Raw genomic sequence first — 17,822 nt, forward strand, 5'->3', positions numbered from 1 at the left:
CGTCCTCACGGTGAAGGGTTGGCGACCGCGACGAATCCGTCGGTCCCGCCGGTGGTCAGGAGCTCGCCGCCGCTCCCGAACGAGACGCCCCGCCGGAACGAGCCCACGAAATACAGCGCGCCGCCCGCTGCGGTGACGGCTCTCCCGGAATCGGAGTCCGCCTCGCCGTACTGGTTGGCCCACACGAACGCGCCGCCCGCAGCGTCGTAGCTCGCGAGGAACGCATCGGTGTACGGCATGCCGAGCGCGTAGCAGCACGCGGAGAGCTGCACGCCGCCGCCGAAGTCGGTGAGGCCGTCGAACGACCCGGTCAGCGTCAGCACCCCGGTCGTGCGGTCCAGCGTGCCGCCCCAGACGTCCTCCCGAGACCCGCTCCCGGCGCGACGCGACCATCGATGCGCGCCGGTGGATGCGTCGAAGCCCGCGACCACGATGTCGGTCAGCCCCGCGCTGCTCAAGGCGCCGCCGCCGACGTCGATGCTCGTGTCGAACGAGCCCATCAGATAGAGCGCGTCGCTGCCGTTCGAGGCGATCCGAGTGCCGCTGCAATCGCCCGCGGAGAGCCGCGCCCAGCGGTACGCACCCGTCGGGTCGTAGCTCGCGATCCACAGCCGAGGAGACGCCGTCCCGGGCGACGGTCCCGCTCCGAGATCCGCGTGGTACGTGGTGCTCCCCGCGACGTACACGTTGCCCGCATCGTCCGAGGTGATCGCCTGGGGCCGGCCGGCGGTGAACGCTCTCGACCAGCGATGCGCGCCCGTCGCGCCGTCGTAGGCGGCGACGAACGCTCCGTACCCCGTCATCGCCGCGGTCACGGGGCCGCCGCCCAGGTCGTACGTGCCCTCGAGCTCGCCGGTGACGAGGACGGTCCCCGTCGGGTCGGTGGCGATCGCACGGATCACGACGTCGGCGCTCGCGGTCGTGTCGACGTCGAGGGTCCAGCCGGGCGCTCCGGTCACGGCGTCGTAGCTCGCGACGAGCACCGCGCGCGAACCGACGGAGACGCGGCCGGCTGCGAACACGCGGTCGGCGGCCACGGCGATCCCGCTCATCATGCCCGACACGCCGGTCCGGACGACGGCGATGTCGCGCGACCAGCGATGCGTGCCCGTCGCGTCGTAGCTCGCGAGGTAGTAGTTCGTGCCGGACGCGGACGCGGTGACCGGGCCGCCTCCGAGATCGACCGGCGGCGTGTACACGCCCGCCACGTAGGCGTTCCCGGCGAGGTCGGCGTCGATCCAGGCCGCGGAATCGTTGCCCGTCCCTCCCAGACGACGCGACCAGACGAAGCGCGGGCGGCAGACGCCCTCACGACACGCCTCGCCGTCACCACACGCCACCCCGCAGCCACCGCAGTTCGCGGGGTCGGCTGCGGTGGCGACCTCGCACCCGTCGCCGCGGAAGTCGTTGCAGTCGGCGGAGCCCGTCGGACACGCGATGCCGCACGCGCGATCGATGCACGCGCCGGGCAGGCCTGCGCCGGGAGGGCAGACGGTCCCGCACGCGCCGCAGTTCGACGGATCTGCGGCGAGCGAGGTCTCGCATCCGTTCGTCGCGTTCGCGTCGCAGTCGGCCCAACCCGCGTCGCACACGAACGAGCAGCTCGAGCCGCGGCACGTCGGGCTCGCGTGATCGCGCGACGGGCACGCCTCGTCGCAGGCGCCGCAATGCGCGGGGTCGTTGCGGGTGTCGGCGCAGGCGGCACCGCACATCGTCTCGCCGGGCCCGCATCCCGGCGCCGCGTCGGGCGCGATGCGCGCGTCGAGAAGCGTCGGCGCGTCGTGCGACGGCTCGGATGCGTCGTGCGACGGCTCGGATGCGTCGATCGATGGCTGCGCGTCCGAGGGGCGGTCTCCCGCGTCGATGAATCCGTCCCCTTCCGACGCGCAGCCAATCGACGCCCAGAGCGTCACTCCAATCATCAGCGTGGCTGGGCGCATCGGACCTCCGGCTGGACGACTCTCGGCGGCGCGCCGAGTCGTGTCAACGGCGCCCACCGATCGTCTCGCCGCTCGAGCGCACCGAGCCCGTGACGACCCTCGATCGAGTGGCGCCCACCGAGGCGGAGTCGAGGAGTCATGTCGGTCTCCGAGAACGAACGAGGCGCGGATCACTCCGCGCCTCACGTCACGACGTGAACGGACCACCACCGTTGATCGGGCCGGGCGTCGGGATCGGCGTGACCGGCGTCCCCGGCTCGGTCGGGGTGACGACGTCGTTCCGGCTGCCGCGGCGGCGGCCCGACCAGAGCGAGGGCGCGATGCTGTCCGCGTCGTCGTCCCACCAGCGCACGTAGGTGAGCATGCGGCGGACCTCGCCGTAGGTTCTCACGAGCAAGCTGATCGCGCGAGTACGCAGCTCGGCCGCGGGAAGGCGCGTCGAGCCCTGCTCACGCTCGTTGAGGCGCTGGAGCATCGTCTGCGCCTTCTTCTCGACGCGCTCGAGATCGTCGACGGTGAGCGGCGTCTTGCCGCGCACCGCGCTCCAGTGCTCGCGAAGCAACGAAACGATCACCAGCGTGCTGGTCACGAGCGTGCGATAGCCCTGCACCGGGCGGCCCGCCTCGACGCGCGCGCGCTCGATCAGCTTGCGGTTCGCGAGCGACTCGGCGTCGGTGAAGACGAGCGTGTGCTCCTCGCCGAGATCGGCGGCCATGCCGGCGAGATCGGACATCGCGTCCGACGCGGTGAGCTCGATGTTCGCCTGCACGGTCGCGTAGGCCACGACGGGAAGCTCGTCGCGATCGCGAGCCCCTCCACGCCGAAGCGCTCGAGGATCGAACCGCGCAGGGTCGCGATGCGCGGGAGGCTGCCGATCACGACTCCCGCGGCGGTCGAGGGGTCGAGCCCGGGCAGGCGCAGCATCTCCGCAGCGGGCATCCGCTCCAGGAGCTCGCGCTTGGTCTCGAGCGCTTCCTTCGGCGTCAACGAGTCGGTGGGGGTGGACGGGGTGTCGGTACGGGGCCTGGCGGGCACGGTCGCGCTCCTTCGCTTCTTCGCGCTCTCGTGCGCGAGTGCCCGGTCATCGGAAGGAGCGGTGCGCCGTTGCGTCGGAACCGCGCGTGAAATGCGCGAAAGGCGCGATTGGGTCTCCGCGACCCCAAAGCCCGATTTTGAAATCAGAAATCGGGTCAGCGCGACCCCATTGGTCGATTCTGAAATCGGAAACCGGGTCAGCGCGACCCCATGAGTCGATTCTGAAATCAGAAATCGGGTCGGCGTGACCCCATAGGTCGATTTTGGAATCGATCGCGCCGACTCGCTCACGGCCTGGGCGATTCTGAAATCCCACAGCCGGTCAGCGTCCCCAACAGGTCGATTCTGATCGATGAGCGTGCGTCGACGCGCGGCGGTCGAGCCAATCGATCGTCGTACCCGGTGAGCGGCTCCCGACCGAGAGCCCTGCCATCGTCCGACATTCGTCTAGCCCTCGTCGAGCGTGAGCGTGAGCAGCGTGGGATCCTCGGCCAGCTGAACCAGCAGCGTGCGCGCGACCTCGATGCGCACGTCCGGTGGCGCGACTGCGGCAGCCCATTGCACGAGTGACGCGACGTTCGAGCCGGTGCTCGCGAAGTCGAGGCACGCCACGACGCTCGCGAGCTCGTACGGCACTCCGAGCACGCAGGAGGCACCGGCGCGAACGGCCGCTTCCGCGATCGACGGCGGCCCGCTCATCACGACCGGCAAGCCCCACGACCGCTCGCGCGGAGCGGACGCGACGGACGCGAAGTCGACCCACAGCACGTCGTAACGCGTCGCGGCGAGCTTCTCGAGGGTTTCCCCCGCGCTCGTCGCCACGTGCACGTCGTACCGGTGCGCGAGCGCGAGCGCGCTCGCCATCGCGCGCTCGCGATCCGTCTCGAACAGGAGAACGCGCCTCACGCTTCTCAGCGCGTGAGCATCCCCAGCACGATCGCGCCCACGAAGAGCGCGCCGATGATGACCAAGAACCAACCGGCGCCACCCGGTGCGGCCGGCGGAGCACCGCTCGAGCCACGCGCATCGTTCTTCCTCATCGCGTTCTCCCCTTCATCCGAGTCCCAACCACACGAGGTAAGCCGCGTACGCCGCGACGAGCACCGCGCCTTCGGCGCGGGTGATCGTTCGTGCCGTCCGCATCATCGCGGCGGCCATCAACGTCGTTCCCACGAGCACCACGACGTCCGAGCGGACCGTTTCGAACGGCGCTCCGACGTGGCCCACGAGCGCGGCCGCGCCGAGGCACAGGAGCACGTTGAAGATGTTCGACCCGACCACGTTGCCGACCGCGATGTCCGAGTGCCCCTTGCGCGCCGCCATCAGCGACGTCGCGAGCTCCGGCAGCGAGGTACCGATCGCGACGATGGTGAGGCCCACCAATCGCTCGCTCATCCCGACCGTACGCGCGAGCCCCGCCGCTCCGTCGACGAACACACTCCCGCCGATGACGAGCGCGACGAGCCCGAGAACCACCAACCCACCGAGCTTCGCGCGCGCGGCGCCGCTGGTCTCCGCGGCGCCCGCGGCGTCCGCCGCGTCGGCAGTGACTTCCGCTGTCTCGCGCGCCTCACCCGCGTCGGGGCGCGACGTGCGGATCATCCAGAGCGTGTAGCCCACCGCGACGATCAGCAGCGCTGCGCCTTCCCATCGCGACACGTCGCCGTCGATCAACAGGAGCGGAAGCGCGAGCGCGCTCACCACGAGCAGCCGAGCCTCGCGCCGCGGGATCACGCGATCGACGCGAGGCGGCGATACGAGGGCCGTCGCGCCGAGGATCAGCCCGAGGTTCGCGATGTTCGATCCGATGACGTTGCCGAGCGCGATCGCTGGGCGCCCGGAGGCCGCGGCCTGCACGCCGACGACGACCTCGGGTGCGGAGGTCCCGTACGCGACGACGGTGAGGCCGATGAGGATCGTGCTCACGCCGAGCGAGCGGCCGAGCCGCGCCGCCCCGCCGACCAGCCACTCCGCGCCGAAGTAGAGCAGCGTCAGCCCACCGGCGATGCGGAGCCCATCGAGGAGCAGGCCCGTCATCGAGGCAGGGGCCCGTCGGCAGCAGGAAGGGGTCGGGACATGACGCTCCGCGAGCGCGATGCGCTCGGAGCGGCTGGCGGCCCGACCAGCCGGGGAGACCTGCGGTGGACGACACCGCACCCGACAGACTGTGGACGAAGGGTGTTGATACCGAGAACGGTCGTCCGCCGCAATCATTTCGCGCGTTCGGTATGCGCTTCGTGTCCTGGCACTTTGGGCATCCGCCCACCGGACCTACGGACCGAGTAGGCGTGCATGGAGCGCGCGGTCACTCCGATGTCGCGCGCACGCCTCGCTCGCATTCCGCTGGTGCTCGTGCCCGCAGCGCTCGCGGTCGCGCTCGCGGTCTCCGCGCCGTCGTTGGTGGCGGGTCGTGCATTCGAGCGTGTGCTGCCATGGGCGCCCTCGGCCGGGCTCGAGACGGCGCTGCGCCTCGACGCGCTCTCCGGGCTGTTCGCGCTGATCGTCTGTGCCATCGGCGCGCTCGTCGCGGGCTACGCGGGGGCGTACTTCGACGACGACCACGCGCTGCGGCGATTCGATCGGCTCCTCGCGCTGTTCACGTTCGCGATGCTCGCGCTCGTGCTCGCGGACGACGTGTTCTTCCTCTACTTCGCGTGGGAGCTCACGAGCGTCGCGTCGTTCTTCCTGATCGGGTTCGATCACGAGCGCGCCGAGGCGCGGGACGCCGCACGGCACGCGCTCCTCGTGACGGTCGCGGGTGGGCTGGCGTTGCTCGCCGGGCTCGTGATGCTCTCGACCGCCGCGGGCACCACGCGGATCTCCGAGATCGTCGCGCGCGGCGACATCGTGCGTGCGCACGAGCTCTACCGGCCGGCGTTCTTCACGATCGCCGTCGCGGCATTCACGAAATCCGCGCAGGTGCCGTTCCACTCGTGGCTGCCTCGCGCGATGGAGGCGCCCACGCCGGCGAGCGCGTACTTGCACGCCGCGACGATGGTGAAGGCCGGCGTGTTCCTGCTCGCGCGGTTCGCTCCGGCGCTGGCGGGCACACCGGAGTGGACCGCGCTCGTCGCGCCCATCGGGGGGATCACCGCGGTCGTCGGCGCGGCGCGCGCGATCGGCGAGACGCGCTTCAAGCCCGCGCTCGCGTACTCGACGGTCGCCGCGCTCGGGCTCGTGACGCTCCTGCTCGGCATCGGGACCACGTACGCGATCGCGGCGGCGATGCTCTACGTCGTCGCGCACGCGCTCTACAAGGGCGCGCTCTTCCTCCATGCGGGTGTGGTCCAGCACCAGGCCCACGCGAAGGACGCCGAGACGGTCGGCGGGATGGCGCGCGCGCTCCCGCACAGCGCGGTCGCCGCGCTGCTCGCGGGCGCGTCGATGGCAGGCGTGCCGGCGACGCTCGGGTTCCTCGCGAAGGACCTCGCGTATGCGGCGCTGCTCCCCGATGCCGCGTACGCCCCGCTCGCCAGCGCGTTCGTCGCGAGCGCGCTCTTCGTCGCGGTGGCGATGGCAGTCGCGGCGCGGCCGCTCCTCGGCCCGCGCCGCGGGATCCCCGACGACGTGGGCCGGCCTCCCGCGTGGCTCTGGGGCCCGCCGCTGCTGCTCGCCGCGCTCGGCGTGGTCGCGGGAGTCGCGCCTGCGCTCGTCACGCCGCTGGTGGCCGCCGCGGCATCGCTCGTCGCCGCGCGCGCGGTTCCCGCATCCGCGCTGGTGTTCCACGGCGTCGGCGTCGAGCTCGCGCTCAGCGTGGTCACGCTCGTGGTCGGGGTCGCGGTGTTCGCCGCGCGCGCGCACCTGCGCCGCGCAGGCGCCGCGCTGTCGCGCGCGCTGCACCTCGGCCCGGCCAGCGGCTACGAGGCGACGATGGGCGCGCTCGCACGCGTCGCGAAGGTGCAGACGCGCGTCCTCCAGAACGGGATTCTCCGCGTCTACACGCTCGTGACCCTCGTCGTCATCGCCGTGGTCGTCGCGATCGCGATCGCGCATGCGCCGCCGCCTGATCTCACGGGCGCGCTCGACGATCTACAGCCGCGCCAGGTCGGCCTGGGCGCCTTCATCATCGCTGCGGCGCTGTTCGCGGTGATCGCGGCGGAGCGCTTCGCGGCCGTCGCCGCGCTCGGCGCGGTCGGCTTCGGAGTCGGCGCGTTGTTCCTCGACCTCGGCGCGCCCGACCTCGCGATGACGCAGTTCGTCGTGGAGGCCCTCAGCGTGGTCGTGTTCGTGCTCGCGTTCCGCCGGCTGCCGCGACTGCCCTTGCTGTCGAGCAGCGCGACCCGCAGTCGCGACGCCCTGGTCGCCCTGGGCTTCGGCGCGCTCGTCTCGGCGCTCGCGCTCGCAGCGGCGAGGACGAACCCCGATCCGAGCGTGTCGGCGTGGTTCCTCGAGCAGAGCCTCCCGGCGGCGCACGGGCACAACGTCGTGAACGTCATCCTCACCGACTTCCGGAGCGTCGACACGCTGGGAGAGACCATCGTCGTCGCGACGGCGGGCTTCGGCGTCTTCGCGCTCCTGCGCCTCCGCGCGCGCTCGGGAGAGGCACGGTGATCACGCGGTCGATCATCTTGCAGGCGTCGGCGCGCGTGCTGCAGCCGGTGATCCTCTTCTTCTCGCTCGTGGTGCTCGTGCGCGGGCACGACGAGCCGGGCGGCGGGTTCGTCGGAGGCCTCGCGGCCGCGGCGGGCCTCGTCCTCCACGCGATCGCGTACGGATACGACTCGGCCCGTCGCGCCCTTCGCATCGACACCCGTGCGATCGCCGCGCTGGGGCTCGCCATCGTGATCATCGCGGCCTTCGCGCCGCTCGTGTTCGGCGATCCGCTCCTGCGCGCCGAATGGGCGACGCTTCCGCTCGGCGAGCTCGGCGAGATCTCGCTCGGCACACCGCTGTTCTTCGACGCCGGGGTCTATCTCGTCGTGTACGGCAGCGCGCTGACCATCGTGTTCTCACTGGGGCGTGAGTGATGCACGTGGTGCTCTCGGTCGTCGTCGGGGCGCTCTACGCGGCAGGCATCTACATGATGCTCCGCCGCAGCATGGTGAAGCTCCTGATCGGGCTCTCGCTGCTCGGGCATGCTGCGAACCTCCTGCTGTTCACCGCCGCGAGCCCGCAACACGGACCACCGCCGATCGTTCCGCACGGCGCGCAGGCGCCGCCCACCGGCGTCGCCGATCCGGTGCCGCAGGCGCTCGTGCTCACGGCGATCGTGATCGGCTTCGGCGTCGTCGCGTTCGCGATCGCGCTGGTCCACCGCGCGCACCAGACGCTCCGCACCGACGATCCCGATCAGCTGCGGAGCACCGATCGATGAGCGCGATCGTCGCACTGCCGCTCGTGTGGCCGCTCTGCGCCGCAGTCGGTGCGTTCCTCGCGTTTCGCACGCCGAGGGCGCAGGCGGTGATCTCGATCGCGTCGTCGGTCGCGCTCGTCGTCACGGCGTTCGTGCTGCTCGCGCACGTTCGCGCCGAAGGGATCCTCGTCACACAGGTCGGCTCGTGGCCCGCGCCCTACGGCGTGTCGCTCGTCGCGGATCGGCTCTCCGCGACGATGGTGTGCATCACGTCCGTGCTCGGCCTGGCAGTCGCGATCTACTCGATCGATGGCGTCTCACACCGCCGCCGTGCGTTCGGGTTCCATCCGCTGCTGCAGCTCGTGATCGCGGGCGTGTGCGGAGCCTTCCTCACCGGCGATCTCTTCAACCTCTTCGTGTGGATCGAGGTCCAGCTGACGGCGTCGTTCGTCCTCCTCGCGCTCGGAGGGGAGCGCGCGCAGCTCGAGGGCGCGATCAAGTACGTGACCCTCAACCTGGTCTCGTCCGCGCTGATGCTCGCGGCGATCGGGCTCCTCTATGGGCTCTGCGGCACGCTGAGCTTCGCAGACATGGCGGTGCGCCTGGAGCGCGCGAGCCCGAGCGGTGCGATCGGCGCCGCCGCGCTGCTGCTCTTCGCGGCGTTCGGCATCAAGGCCGCGATCTTCCCGTTCTTCTTCTGGTTGCCCGCCAGCTATCACACGCCGCCCGCGGCAGTGTCCGCGCTCTTCTCCGGGCTGCTGACGAAGGTCGGTGTGTACGCGATGGCTCGCGTGTTCGTCGGCGTCTACGGTGGGCAGCTCGCGGTGCTTCGCGACGTTCTCCTGGTCGTCGCCGCGCTGACGATGGTCACCGGCGTGCTCGGCGCGGCGGCGCAGAACGACGTGCGGCGGATCCTGTCGTTCCACGTCGTCAGTCAGATCGGCTACATGGTCATGGGCATCGCGCTGGGCACCGTGCTCGGCGTGGGCGGTGCCATCTACTTCGTGCTCCACAACATCGCGGCGAAGTCCGCGCTGTTCCTCGTCGCAGGCGTGATCGAGCGCGAGCAGGGGACCGGCGATCTGTCGCGCCTCGGCGGGCTCGCGCGCACGCGCCCCGGCCTGGCGATGTCGTTCCTCGTGCCGGCGCTCTCGCTCGCGGGCATCCCGCCGCTCGCCGGATTCGTCGGCAAGCTCCTCCTCGTGCGCGCCGGGCTCGACGCGCGCGCGTGGCTGCTGGTCGCGACGGCCCTCGTCGTCAGCCTGCTGACGCTGTACTCGATGGCCAAGATCTGGATCGGAGCGTTCTGGTCACCGGCGCCCGAGGCGCCCGTCCTCGCGAGCCCGCGGCGAGCGCCCGCGACGATGCACCTCGGCCTCGGCGCGATGGTGCTCGTGACGATCTTGCTCAGCGTGCTCGCGGAGCCCGCAGTCGCGCTCAGCCTCGGCGGGGCCGAGCAGCTCCTCGATCGCGACGCCTTCGTCGACGCAGTGCTCGGAACGCGAGCGGAGGTGCCGTCGCCGTGACGTCGTTCGTGCAGAACATGCTGTTCGCGATCCTCTGGGCGACGATCGTCGGTGAGGTCACGGGCCTCAACCTGCTCTTCGGGTTCGCGCTGGGGTATCTCGCGCTGCGCATCCCGCCGGGTCGCGCCGCTCGCGCGCGCTACTTCGAGAAGCTCCGTCAGCTGCTCGAGTTCACCGCCTTCTTCGTGCGCGAGGCCACGCTCTCGGCGCTGCGCGTCGCCTACGACGTCGTGACCCCGACCCACCACACGCGCCCCGCGGTGCTCGCGGTCCCGCTCGAGGCGCGCACCGACACCGAGGTCGCAGTGCTCGCGAACCTGATCTCGCTCACGCCGGGCAGCCTCTCGCTCGAGGCCACGCCCGATCGCAGCACGCTCTACGTCCACTTCATGTTCGTCGACGATCCCGAGGAGACGATCGCGCAGGTGAAGCGCGACTTCGAGCGACGCGTGCTGGAGCTCCTGCGATGACGTTCGACGTCACCGATCCGCTCCCGTTCGTGGTGAAGGTCGCGACGGCGATGCTCGTCGCGAGCTTCTTCGTGTGCTTGTTCCGACTCGCGCGCGGACCGAGCCTCGCGGACCGCGTGGTCGCGCTCGACCTGACGACCTACGTGGCCGTCGCGTACTGCGGCGTGCGCGCGCTCGCCGAGCGGGACGTGCACACGCTTCGCCCGGCGCTCGTCGCGGCGCTGCTGGCGTTCCTCGGCACCGTCGCGTTCGCGCGCTTCCTCGAGCGAAAGGCGGTCGAAGGATGATCGCCAGTTGGATCGCGTCGGTGCTCCTCACCGTCGGCTCGGCGTTCGTGCTCATCGCGTCGATCGGAGTCGCGCGCCTGCCCGACCTGTACACCCGGATGCAGGCTGCGACGAAGGGCGGCGCGGTCGGGCTCGCGTTCCTGATGGGCGCGGTCGCTCTTGCGCTCCAGCGCGCGGAGGCGACGGTGCTCGTCGCGCTGCTCATCGCGTTCGTGATGCTGACCGCGCCCGTCGCCGCGCACGCGATCGGCCGCGCCGGATACCTCAACGGCGTGCCGCTCTGGGAGGGGACCCGGCGCGACGATCTTCGTCGGGCACGCGAGCGCTCGTGAGCGCCGCGTGCTCGCGCAGGCGGCGCTCGATGAGGTCGCCGCGCGCCCGAGCGAAGGGCTCTCGGACGTGGGGCCTCGGCCTCGCGATCGATCGACGCGGGCCGCAGGTGTGCCGCGTCGACGAGCCGAGCGCGGCTGCCGTGACCGGTGCCGTGGTGGCGTTGGGCTGGGCGGCTTTGCACGCGCTGCGCCGCGCCCCGCGCCCAGCATCACGCCGGATCATCGAATCGCGGCGCGGGGCCTCGGCCCCGCGCCTCGGCGCCTCGCGTCCCTGGCGAGCGTGGACCACGCGGCACGCTCCTCGCTCGCTCGCACGTCGTGACCATCCGAGCAGCGTTTCGCATCGCGCTCTGGTTTCCCCGGCGCGTTGCCCCGGCGAGCACGGCGCTCGCATTCACATGGCTGATCGCCGCACATACGGACGCGCAGGATGCGGCGCCCCAGTCAGCGGGCGAGCGCGCCTCGGATGGCTCTCCGCAGGACCTCGCGAACCAGCTCGCCAACCCCATCGCCGATCTCGTGAGCGTCCCACTCCAGAGCAACTTCGAATTCGGGCTCGGCACCGAGGACGAGGGCTTTCGCTATCTGCTCAACGTGCAGCCGGTGATCCCGGTCCCGCTCGGCTCCGACTGGCTCCTGGTGACGCGTGTGATCATGCCGTTCCTCTACCAAGACGACGTGGTGAGCGCGCAGGACCCCGGCGGCGGCTCGCTCGCCGGCATGGGCGACACGCTGGCGAGCTTCTTCCTGGTCCCGCCGGCGATCGGTGGGCTGATGATCGGCGTCGGACCCGTGCTCGCGCTTCCGACCTCGACCGACGATCGCCTCGGTGCGGGCCACTTCGGAGTCGGCCCGACCGCCGTGGTCCTCTGGCAGTCGCACGGCCTGACGCTCGGCACGCTCGCGAACCACGTGTTCGCCACCACCGACGAGCCCGACGACTACAGCCAGACGTTCCTGCAGCCCTTCGCCTCCTACGTGCTGCCCACGAGCACCACGCTGACGGTGCAGACCGAGACGACGTACGAGTGGCACTCCGACGTGTGGACCGTTCCGCTGATCGCAGGCGTGAGCCAGCTCGTCCACCTCGGCCCGCTGCCCCTGAGCCTCGGTGTGTTCGGCAAGTGGTACGCCGAGGGACCGGAGAGCGCTCCCGACTGGGGCGTACGCGCCCTCGTCGCCGCGCTGATCCCCACCGGCGGAGGATGATGTGACCGAGGGATGGTCGGACGGCGCCCCGAGCTGGTGGATCCTGCTCCTCATCGCGAGCGCGGCGCTCTTCCTCGTGACGGAAGTCGGCTTCCGCATCGCCCGCCGATACTCGCTCGGTGAGTCGAAGAGCGCGCTCGCCGGACAGGCCGCCGCCGTGCTCGCCGCGCTGTTGGGGCTGCTCGGGCTCCTGCTCGCGTTCAGCTTCAACATCGTCGAGGCGCGCTACGCCGAGCGGAAGCGCCTGGTGCTCGACGAGGCGAACGCGATCGGCACGGCGTATCTCCGCGCAGCGCTGCTCCCTGCGCCTCACGACGAGCGTGCGAGGGAGCTCCTCCGGCGCTACGTCGAAACGCGAACCCCCGCGACGGTCGACGAGCTCGACGCGGCGCTCGCGCGCTCGCAGGATCTCCACGACGACCTCTGGACCGAAGCGGTCGCCGCTGCACGCCTCGATCCGCGCTCCGAGAGCACGGCGCTCTTCGTCGACGCGCTGAACGCGGTCATCGACCGGCACGAGGACCGCGTCACCGTCGCGCTGCACCAACACCTGCCGCCGCCGATCATCGCGACGCTGATCGGCGTGGCCGTGCTCGGAATGGGCGTGCTGGGATACGGCGCCGGCATGACCGGGGTACGCGCGGCGGCGCCGGCCCTCGCGCTCGCGCTCGCGGTCTCGACGGTGATGGTCGTCATCGTCGAGCTCGACCGACCCGGCGGCGTGTTCCGGGTGAGCCAATCCGCGATCCTCGACACGCGCGATGCGATGCATCGCGACGCGGACGTCGCGCGCGAGCGCGTGACGAGTGGCACCGGCCCGCCTGCGAAGTGACGTGCCTCCTCTGCGGCGAGCGCCGCGTCACTGGCGCGGCGCGTCGAGCACCTTCTCCATCACGATCTGCTTCTCGCGAGCCACGATGCGCGAGCCGTCGTGCGCGCGGTGCTCGATCTCCGCGACGCGCTCACCGACCCTGCGGTAGCCGAGCGCGCGATACAACCGCGCCGCGCGCTCGTTGTCGATCGCGACGGAGAGCTGCGCGATCGGACGTCCTGCGCGCGCGGCGACGCGCTCACCGGCGCGTAGCAGCGCGCGGCCGATGCCGGCGCCGCGCAGCCCCGGCAGCACGCGCAGCGCCCAGAGCAGCCCGTGTCGCTGGTCCGCGAGATCGACCCACAGCTGCCCCACCGGGAACGCGTCGGCTTCGGCGACCAACATCGACGCGGTCCCGCGCTGATGATCGCGCCAGACGCGACGGAAGGTGTCGCGATGTGCGGTGTAGGTCCCCATCCACTCGAGAGGCTCGAGATCGGCCTCGCGGCAGGGACGAATCTGGAAGCGAACCGTCGCTAGGAAGTCGTGGGGTCCGTTCATCGGTCGCAGACTCTAGCGACCGCGACCGCGTCCAGAGCACGATTCGTGACGGGACGCGAGCCACGCGACAGCGGTGCCGCGCGAAGCCGTATCCGATCACGAAGCCAGCAGCGGAGCCTCGAGCGAAGCGTAGTCGACCTCGCAGTCGAGCCGCGCGAGCACCGAGTAGAACCCGAACTGCAATCGGTTCACGAAGAGCATCCCCGCCGGCAGCGGCACCGTGCTGCCGTCCTTCGCGAAGAAGATCTCTTGTTTCATCTCCTGCGTCCGGCGCACGACCTCTGCCGCGTACGCGCGGGTGATGCGGAACGGCGACGCGAAGAGCGGCTCGTAACAGAGCCGCGTGTAGCCGACCATGACGCGCTCGTACGAGCCGCCCCGCGCACCCAAGAGCGCCGCGCACGCTCGCGCGAAGCCCGACTCGTCTCGCGCGACCGCGGCGCGATGCATGTCGCGCATCGTCGTGGCGTGCGCGGGCTCGAGCGGTTGCACGCAGCCGAAGTCGAGGAACCCGACGCGGCCGTCGGGTTGGAGCAGGAAGTTGCCGGGATGGGGGTCCGCGTTGAAGCGCGCGTCGCGGAGGATCGACGTGAACGTGAAGGACCAGAGCGTGCGCGCCCAAGCGGTTCGCTCGGGCTCGGCGGCAGACGCGCCTTCCTCGAGCCGCGCACCACGCACGTACTCCGACGTCAGCACGCGCCGCGACGATCGAACGTCGACGATCGAGGGGATCACGACGTGCGGGTCGGAGGCGAACGCCCGCGCGAACGCGCGCTGACTCGCCGCCTCGCGCGTGTAGTCGAGCTCCTCCTCGAACCGCTCGCGAACCTCGCGGAAGATACGGGCGGAGTCGACCTTCTCGCCGCCCATCGCGCGCACGAGCGGCTCGATCACGGAGGCGTTGTCGAGGTCGGAGGCGATCGCGCGTTCGATCCCCGGATGCTGCACCTTCACTGCGACCTCGCGGCCGTCGTGAAGCGTCGCGCGGTGCACCTGACCGATCGACGCGCTCGCGAACGGGCGCTCATCGAACGAACCGTAGAGGTCGCGGAGCGGAGCGCCGAGCTCGCCCTCGACGAGCTCGCGGACCGCCGGGAAAGGCGTCGTCGCGGTGGCATCGCGCAGCGTCGCGAGCGCTTCCTCGAACGCCGCGTGATGCGCGTCGGGGACGAAGCCGTCCACGTAGCTCGCCATCTGGCCCATCTTCGCGGCGAGCCCGCGCATCGTACCGAGCACCTCGGCCGCGCGCGCGGCGACGGCGCGGCCGCGGTCACGCGAGACGACGAGGCCCGCGCCGGTGCGAGCGCCGAGGGCGGCGAGCCGCGCGAAGCGCGCCAGACGGCCGGTCGGCAAGGCGCGGTGATCGTCATCTCGGGAGTCGCTCATCGCATGCCGCCTCGCTGCGAGTATGGCCTGCATCAGGGCCCGCGCGGGCGCGGCCCGTGACGTGCGGGTAAGGGACGTGAGCGCCGCGCGCGAGCGCGCGTCACGGGCACGTTCATCGCACGAATCGCGAGCGCGAATTTAGTTTGAGCTCAAACGATCTGGTGCTACCTCTTGGCGCGAGAACCGGCCTGCCTCGTGTCGATCGGCACGGCGGCCGACGGATAGCCGCTCCCGGGGACGGGCGCTCGGGGAGCGCCAGTGCTGGTGCGTCGCGTTCCGGACACTCGGCGAAGACCATGGACGCACATGACTCGCACATCCTCGAGATCATCGCGCGCGCGCCGCACGTCGCACTGGTGCTCGATCTCGATGGGACGCTGATCCCGTTCGCCGCGTCGCCCGCCGAGGCGACGGTCGACGCCGACACGCGGCAACTGGTTGCAGCGCTCGCACGCTCGCCGGGCGTCCACCTCGCCGTGGTCAGCGGCCGCAAGCGCGACGAGCTCGATGCGCGGCTCGGCGGTGTTGCCGGAGCGCTGCTCGTCGGCGAGCACGGAGTGTGGAGGCGCGACGAGCAAGGATGGGAACAGGTTCCGCTGCGTGGCGCAGATCCCGGACCGATCGAGCGCGCATTTCGCGAGCTCGCAGGCTCACGCCCCGGTGCGCTGGTCGAGCGGAAGACGTGGTCGGTCTCGCTGCACTATCGCAGGGTGCCCCTTCCGGACCGCGAAGCGGTGATCGTCGAGGGGTTCGACGCCGTCGAGCCCTGGCTGCACGAGCACCCCGAGTACGAGCTGCTCGAGGGTGAGTTGGTGCTCGAGGTGCGGCATCGCGACGCGCACAAGGGCAGCGCCGTTGCGTGGCTTCGCGAGCGCGTTCCTCCGGGCACTCTCTTCGTCGCGCTGGGTGATGATCGCACCGACGAGGACACGTTTGCGGCGCTCGGCGACGCCGATCTGTCGGTCGTCGTCGGCCATCCTGATCGACCGACGCGCGCCAAGGCGCGCCTCGACGACGTGCGTGCGGTGCACTCGTTCCTGCGCGCGCTGCACCGTGCTCGCCAGGCCCGTGAGCCGAGCGGACCGGTCGCACTCCCTCGATTGATTCCGCGGGCTCGGACGAAAGGCGGCGCGCCCCTCGTCGTGATCTCGAACCGCTTGCCCGATGCGCCGGCGTGCTCGGCGGGCGAGAGCGAGCGTGCGCGCAATGTCGGTGGGCTGGTTTCCGGCCTCGGGCCCGCGTTGAGCGCCCGCAACGGAGTGTGGCTCGGCTGGAGCGGAGGGCGCCACGCCGACGCTCTCGAGCTCGCAATCGATGCCACGTCGAGCCCGGTACGCGCATCGTTCGACTTGCGGCCGGAATGGCACGCGCGCTTCTACAACGGATTCGCGAACGGCAGCCTATGGCCGATCTTCCACGGTTTTCCGGGTCGCGCGCGCTACGACGAGCGCGACTGGAATGCGTACGTCGAGGTGAACGACTTCTTCGCTCAGCAGGCGTCGAGGCTCGCGTCACGGGGCGGCACGGTGTGGGCGCACGACTATCACCTGCTCTTGGTCGGAGCAGCGCTACGACGTCTCGGCCATCACGGCCCGATTGGCCTGTTCGTGCACATCCCGTTTCCGCCGCTCGATCTCTTCGAGACGATCCCCTGGGCACGCGAGCTGATCGAAGGGATGCTCGCGTTCGACCTCGTCGGGTTCCACGTGCGCCGGTACGCGAGCAACTTCGTGCACTGCGCGCAGCGGCTCGCGTCCAGCGCGGTGCGCACCGACCGAGGAGTGCGCACTGCCTCTCGTGAGGTGCGCGTGGGCGTGTTCCCGATGGGAATCGATGCGGAGATCTTCGAAGAGACCGATGACGCGCGCTTCGACGACATGACCGAGCTGCACGCCGTGCTGCGCGGGAGAAAGCTCGTGCTCGGCGTCGATCGACTCGACTACTCGAAAGGCATCGTCGAGAGACTCGAGGCGTTCGGCCGGATGCTCGAGATCTTTCCCGAGTGGCGCGCACGCGTTTCGATGCTCCAGGTTGCAGTGCCGTCGCGCGCCGACGTGCCGGAGTACGCCGAGCAGCGCCGGGCGATCGAGACGCTCGTCGGACGCATCAACGGCCTCTACGGCGAGGCGCACTGGGTGCCCGTTCGGTACGTGTACCGATCGTACGGGCGTGCCGAGCTCGCCGCGCTCTATCGCGCGGCGGACGTCGGTTTCGTCACGCCGCTGCGCGACGGGATGAACCTCGTCGCGAAGGAGTACGTCGCCTCGCAGGCCGTGGCGAACCCGGGCGTGCTCGTGCTCTCGCGCTTCGCGGGCGCGGCCGACGAGCTCGATGGTGCGGTGCTCACGAACCCGCACCACCGCGACGGCATGGCGCGCGATCTGGCGCGCGCGCTCGAGATGCCGCACGAGGAGCGCGCGCAACGCCATGCGTCGATGATGGCGCGCGTGAGAGGGAGCACGCCCGAGGGGTGGGCGTCCGACTTCCTCCGCACGCTCGAGGCAGCCCGATGAGCGCTCGGCTGCCTGCGCGCCGATTTCCTCCACCTCACAGCCGCCGAATCGGCCCGACAAAGTGTCCGCACCTCCCGGAATTCCGGAGACTGTCTACCGCTTCCTGCTCGATCACATCGGATCGGTGGAACAGCTCGAGATCCTTCTCCTCTTGCGGTCGTGGCGCGACCGCGACTGGAGCCCGGACGAGGTCGCGAAGGAGCTACGCACCGCTACGATCTCCGCAGGGCACCGCCTCGTCGATCTCGCGGCGCGCGGCCTGCTCACCGCCGATCAGAATCGTTATCGGTTTGCTCCGAATGGCGACGCGCTCGAGGTCGCGATCGCGGACCTCGCGAGGGTCTACCGCGAGCGCCCGGTGACCGTCATCGAGATCATCTTCTCGAAACCGAGTGACGTGATCCGGACGTTCGCTGACGCCTTCAAGTTGCGGCGGGACAAGTGATCACCGGCGCCGAG

Annotated in this window: 18 protein-coding genes; 11 read left to right on the top strand and 7 right to left on the bottom strand. The window is 70.9% G+C overall.

Features of this window, described 5'->3' with window-relative positions; genetic code table 11:
• Window positions 1-5: 5 nt before the first annotated feature.
• The 5 genes from I5071_RS24385 to I5071_RS24400 form a co-directional block, all read right to left on the bottom strand.
• Entirely contained in the window at window positions 6-1,940 is a 1,935-nt protein-coding gene (locus tag I5071_RS24385) for a PQQ-binding-like beta-propeller repeat protein (RefSeq protein WP_236515208.1), read from the bottom strand.
• Between the two features lie 187 nt (window positions 1,941-2,127).
• On the bottom strand, window positions 2,128-2,724 hold the full coding sequence (locus tag I5071_RS24390; protein WP_236515209.1) for a hypothetical protein: 597 nt from the start codon (window positions 2,722-2,724) through the stop codon (window positions 2,128-2,130).
• A gap of 698 nt (window positions 2,725-3,422) precedes the next feature.
• Complete coding sequence (locus I5071_RS24395; RefSeq protein ID WP_236515212.1) at window positions 3,423-3,881, bottom strand: hypothetical protein; 459 nt, start codon at window positions 3,879-3,881, stop codon at window positions 3,423-3,425.
• Window positions 3,882-3,886: 5 nt separating this feature from the next.
• A complete protein-coding gene (locus I5071_RS46650; protein ID WP_268921138.1) occupies window positions 3,887-4,015 on the bottom strand; it encodes a hypothetical protein in 129 nt (42 codons plus the stop codon).
• Window positions 4,016-4,028: 13 nt separating this feature from the next.
• The gene (locus tag I5071_RS24400; protein WP_236515213.1) at window positions 4,029-5,012 is read right to left on the bottom strand and encodes a calcium/sodium antiporter; all 984 of its coding nucleotides are present in this window, start codon (window positions 5,010-5,012) and stop codon (window positions 4,029-4,031) included.
• Window positions 5,013-5,288: 276 nt separating this feature from the next.
• On the opposite strand from I5071_RS24400, the gene mbhE reads away from it, so the two are divergent.
• From mbhE to I5071_RS24445, 9 genes are all read left to right on the top strand, one after another.
• Window positions 5,289-7,526 (top strand): hydrogen gas-evolving membrane-bound hydrogenase subunit E, encoded by a 2,238-nt coding sequence (gene mbhE, locus I5071_RS24405; protein WP_236515214.1) that lies wholly within the window; start codon window positions 5,289-5,291, stop codon window positions 7,524-7,526.
• Window positions 7,523-7,942, top strand: a complete 420-nt coding sequence (locus I5071_RS24410; protein ID WP_236515216.1) for a Na+/H+ antiporter subunit B — start codon at window positions 7,523-7,525, stop codon at window positions 7,940-7,942. Before mbhE ends, I5071_RS24410 begins: the two co-directional genes overlap by 4 nt.
• Entirely contained in the window at window positions 7,942-8,289 is a 348-nt protein-coding gene (locus I5071_RS24415) for a Na+/H+ antiporter subunit C (RefSeq protein WP_236515218.1), read from the top strand. Before I5071_RS24410 ends, I5071_RS24415 begins: the two co-directional genes overlap by 1 nt.
• Window positions 8,286-9,794, top strand: coding sequence for a proton-conducting transporter membrane subunit (locus I5071_RS24420; RefSeq protein ID WP_236515220.1), 1,509 nt, complete (start codon window positions 8,286-8,288; stop codon window positions 9,792-9,794). Before I5071_RS24415 ends, I5071_RS24420 begins: the two co-directional genes overlap by 4 nt.
• Window positions 9,791-10,264, top strand: coding sequence for a Na+/H+ antiporter subunit E (locus I5071_RS24425; RefSeq protein WP_236515222.1), 474 nt, complete (start codon window positions 9,791-9,793; stop codon window positions 10,262-10,264). The genes I5071_RS24420 and I5071_RS24425 overlap by 4 nt, the downstream gene beginning before the upstream one ends.
• A complete protein-coding gene (locus tag I5071_RS24430; RefSeq protein WP_236515227.1) occupies window positions 10,261-10,551 on the top strand; it encodes a monovalent cation/H+ antiporter complex subunit F in 291 nt (96 codons plus the stop codon). Before I5071_RS24425 ends, I5071_RS24430 begins: the two co-directional genes overlap by 4 nt.
• Window positions 10,548-10,883: a monovalent cation/H(+) antiporter subunit G gene (gene mnhG / locus I5071_RS24435; RefSeq protein ID WP_236515228.1), complete on the top strand. Its 336-nt coding sequence runs from the start codon at window positions 10,548-10,550 to the stop codon at window positions 10,881-10,883. The genes I5071_RS24430 and mnhG overlap by 4 nt, the downstream gene beginning before the upstream one ends.
• A gap of 519 nt (window positions 10,884-11,402) precedes the next feature.
• Complete coding sequence (locus I5071_RS24440; protein WP_236515229.1) at window positions 11,403-12,092, top strand: hypothetical protein; 690 nt, start codon at window positions 11,403-11,405, stop codon at window positions 12,090-12,092.
• 1 nt (window position 12,093) lies between these two features.
• The gene (locus I5071_RS24445) at window positions 12,094-12,924 is read left to right on the top strand and encodes a hypothetical protein (RefSeq protein WP_236515230.1); all 831 of its coding nucleotides are present in this window, start codon (window positions 12,094-12,096) and stop codon (window positions 12,922-12,924) included.
• Window positions 12,925-12,951: 27 nt separating this feature from the next.
• Here I5071_RS24445 and I5071_RS24450 read toward each other — a convergent pair whose 3' ends face one another.
• A complete protein-coding gene (locus I5071_RS24450; protein ID WP_236515231.1) occupies window positions 12,952-13,464 on the bottom strand; it encodes a GNAT family N-acetyltransferase in 513 nt (170 codons plus the stop codon).
• A 96-nt stretch (window positions 13,465-13,560) separates the two neighbouring features.
• Window positions 13,561-14,850 (bottom strand): ABC1 kinase family protein, encoded by a 1,290-nt coding sequence (locus I5071_RS24455; RefSeq protein ID WP_236515232.1) that lies wholly within the window; start codon window positions 14,848-14,850, stop codon window positions 13,561-13,563.
• A 143-nt stretch (window positions 14,851-14,993) separates the two neighbouring features.
• On the opposite strand from I5071_RS24455, the gene otsB reads away from it, so the two are divergent.
• Window positions 14,994-17,363: a trehalose-phosphatase gene (gene otsB / locus I5071_RS24460; RefSeq protein ID WP_236515233.1), complete on the top strand. Its 2,370-nt coding sequence runs from the start codon at window positions 14,994-14,996 to the stop codon at window positions 17,361-17,363.
• Window positions 17,364-17,487: 124 nt separating this feature from the next.
• Window positions 17,488-17,808 carry a hypothetical protein gene (locus I5071_RS24465; RefSeq protein ID WP_236515234.1) on the top strand — a complete coding sequence of 107 codons (321 nt, stop codon included), beginning with the start codon at window positions 17,488-17,490 and terminating at the stop codon, window positions 17,806-17,808.
• The last annotated feature ends 14 nt before the right edge of the window (window positions 17,809-17,822 follow it).

Source organism: Sandaracinus amylolyticus (assembly GCF_021631985.1).
GTDB lineage: Bacteria > Myxococcota_A > Polyangia > Polyangiales > Sandaracinaceae > Sandaracinus > Sandaracinus amylolyticus_A.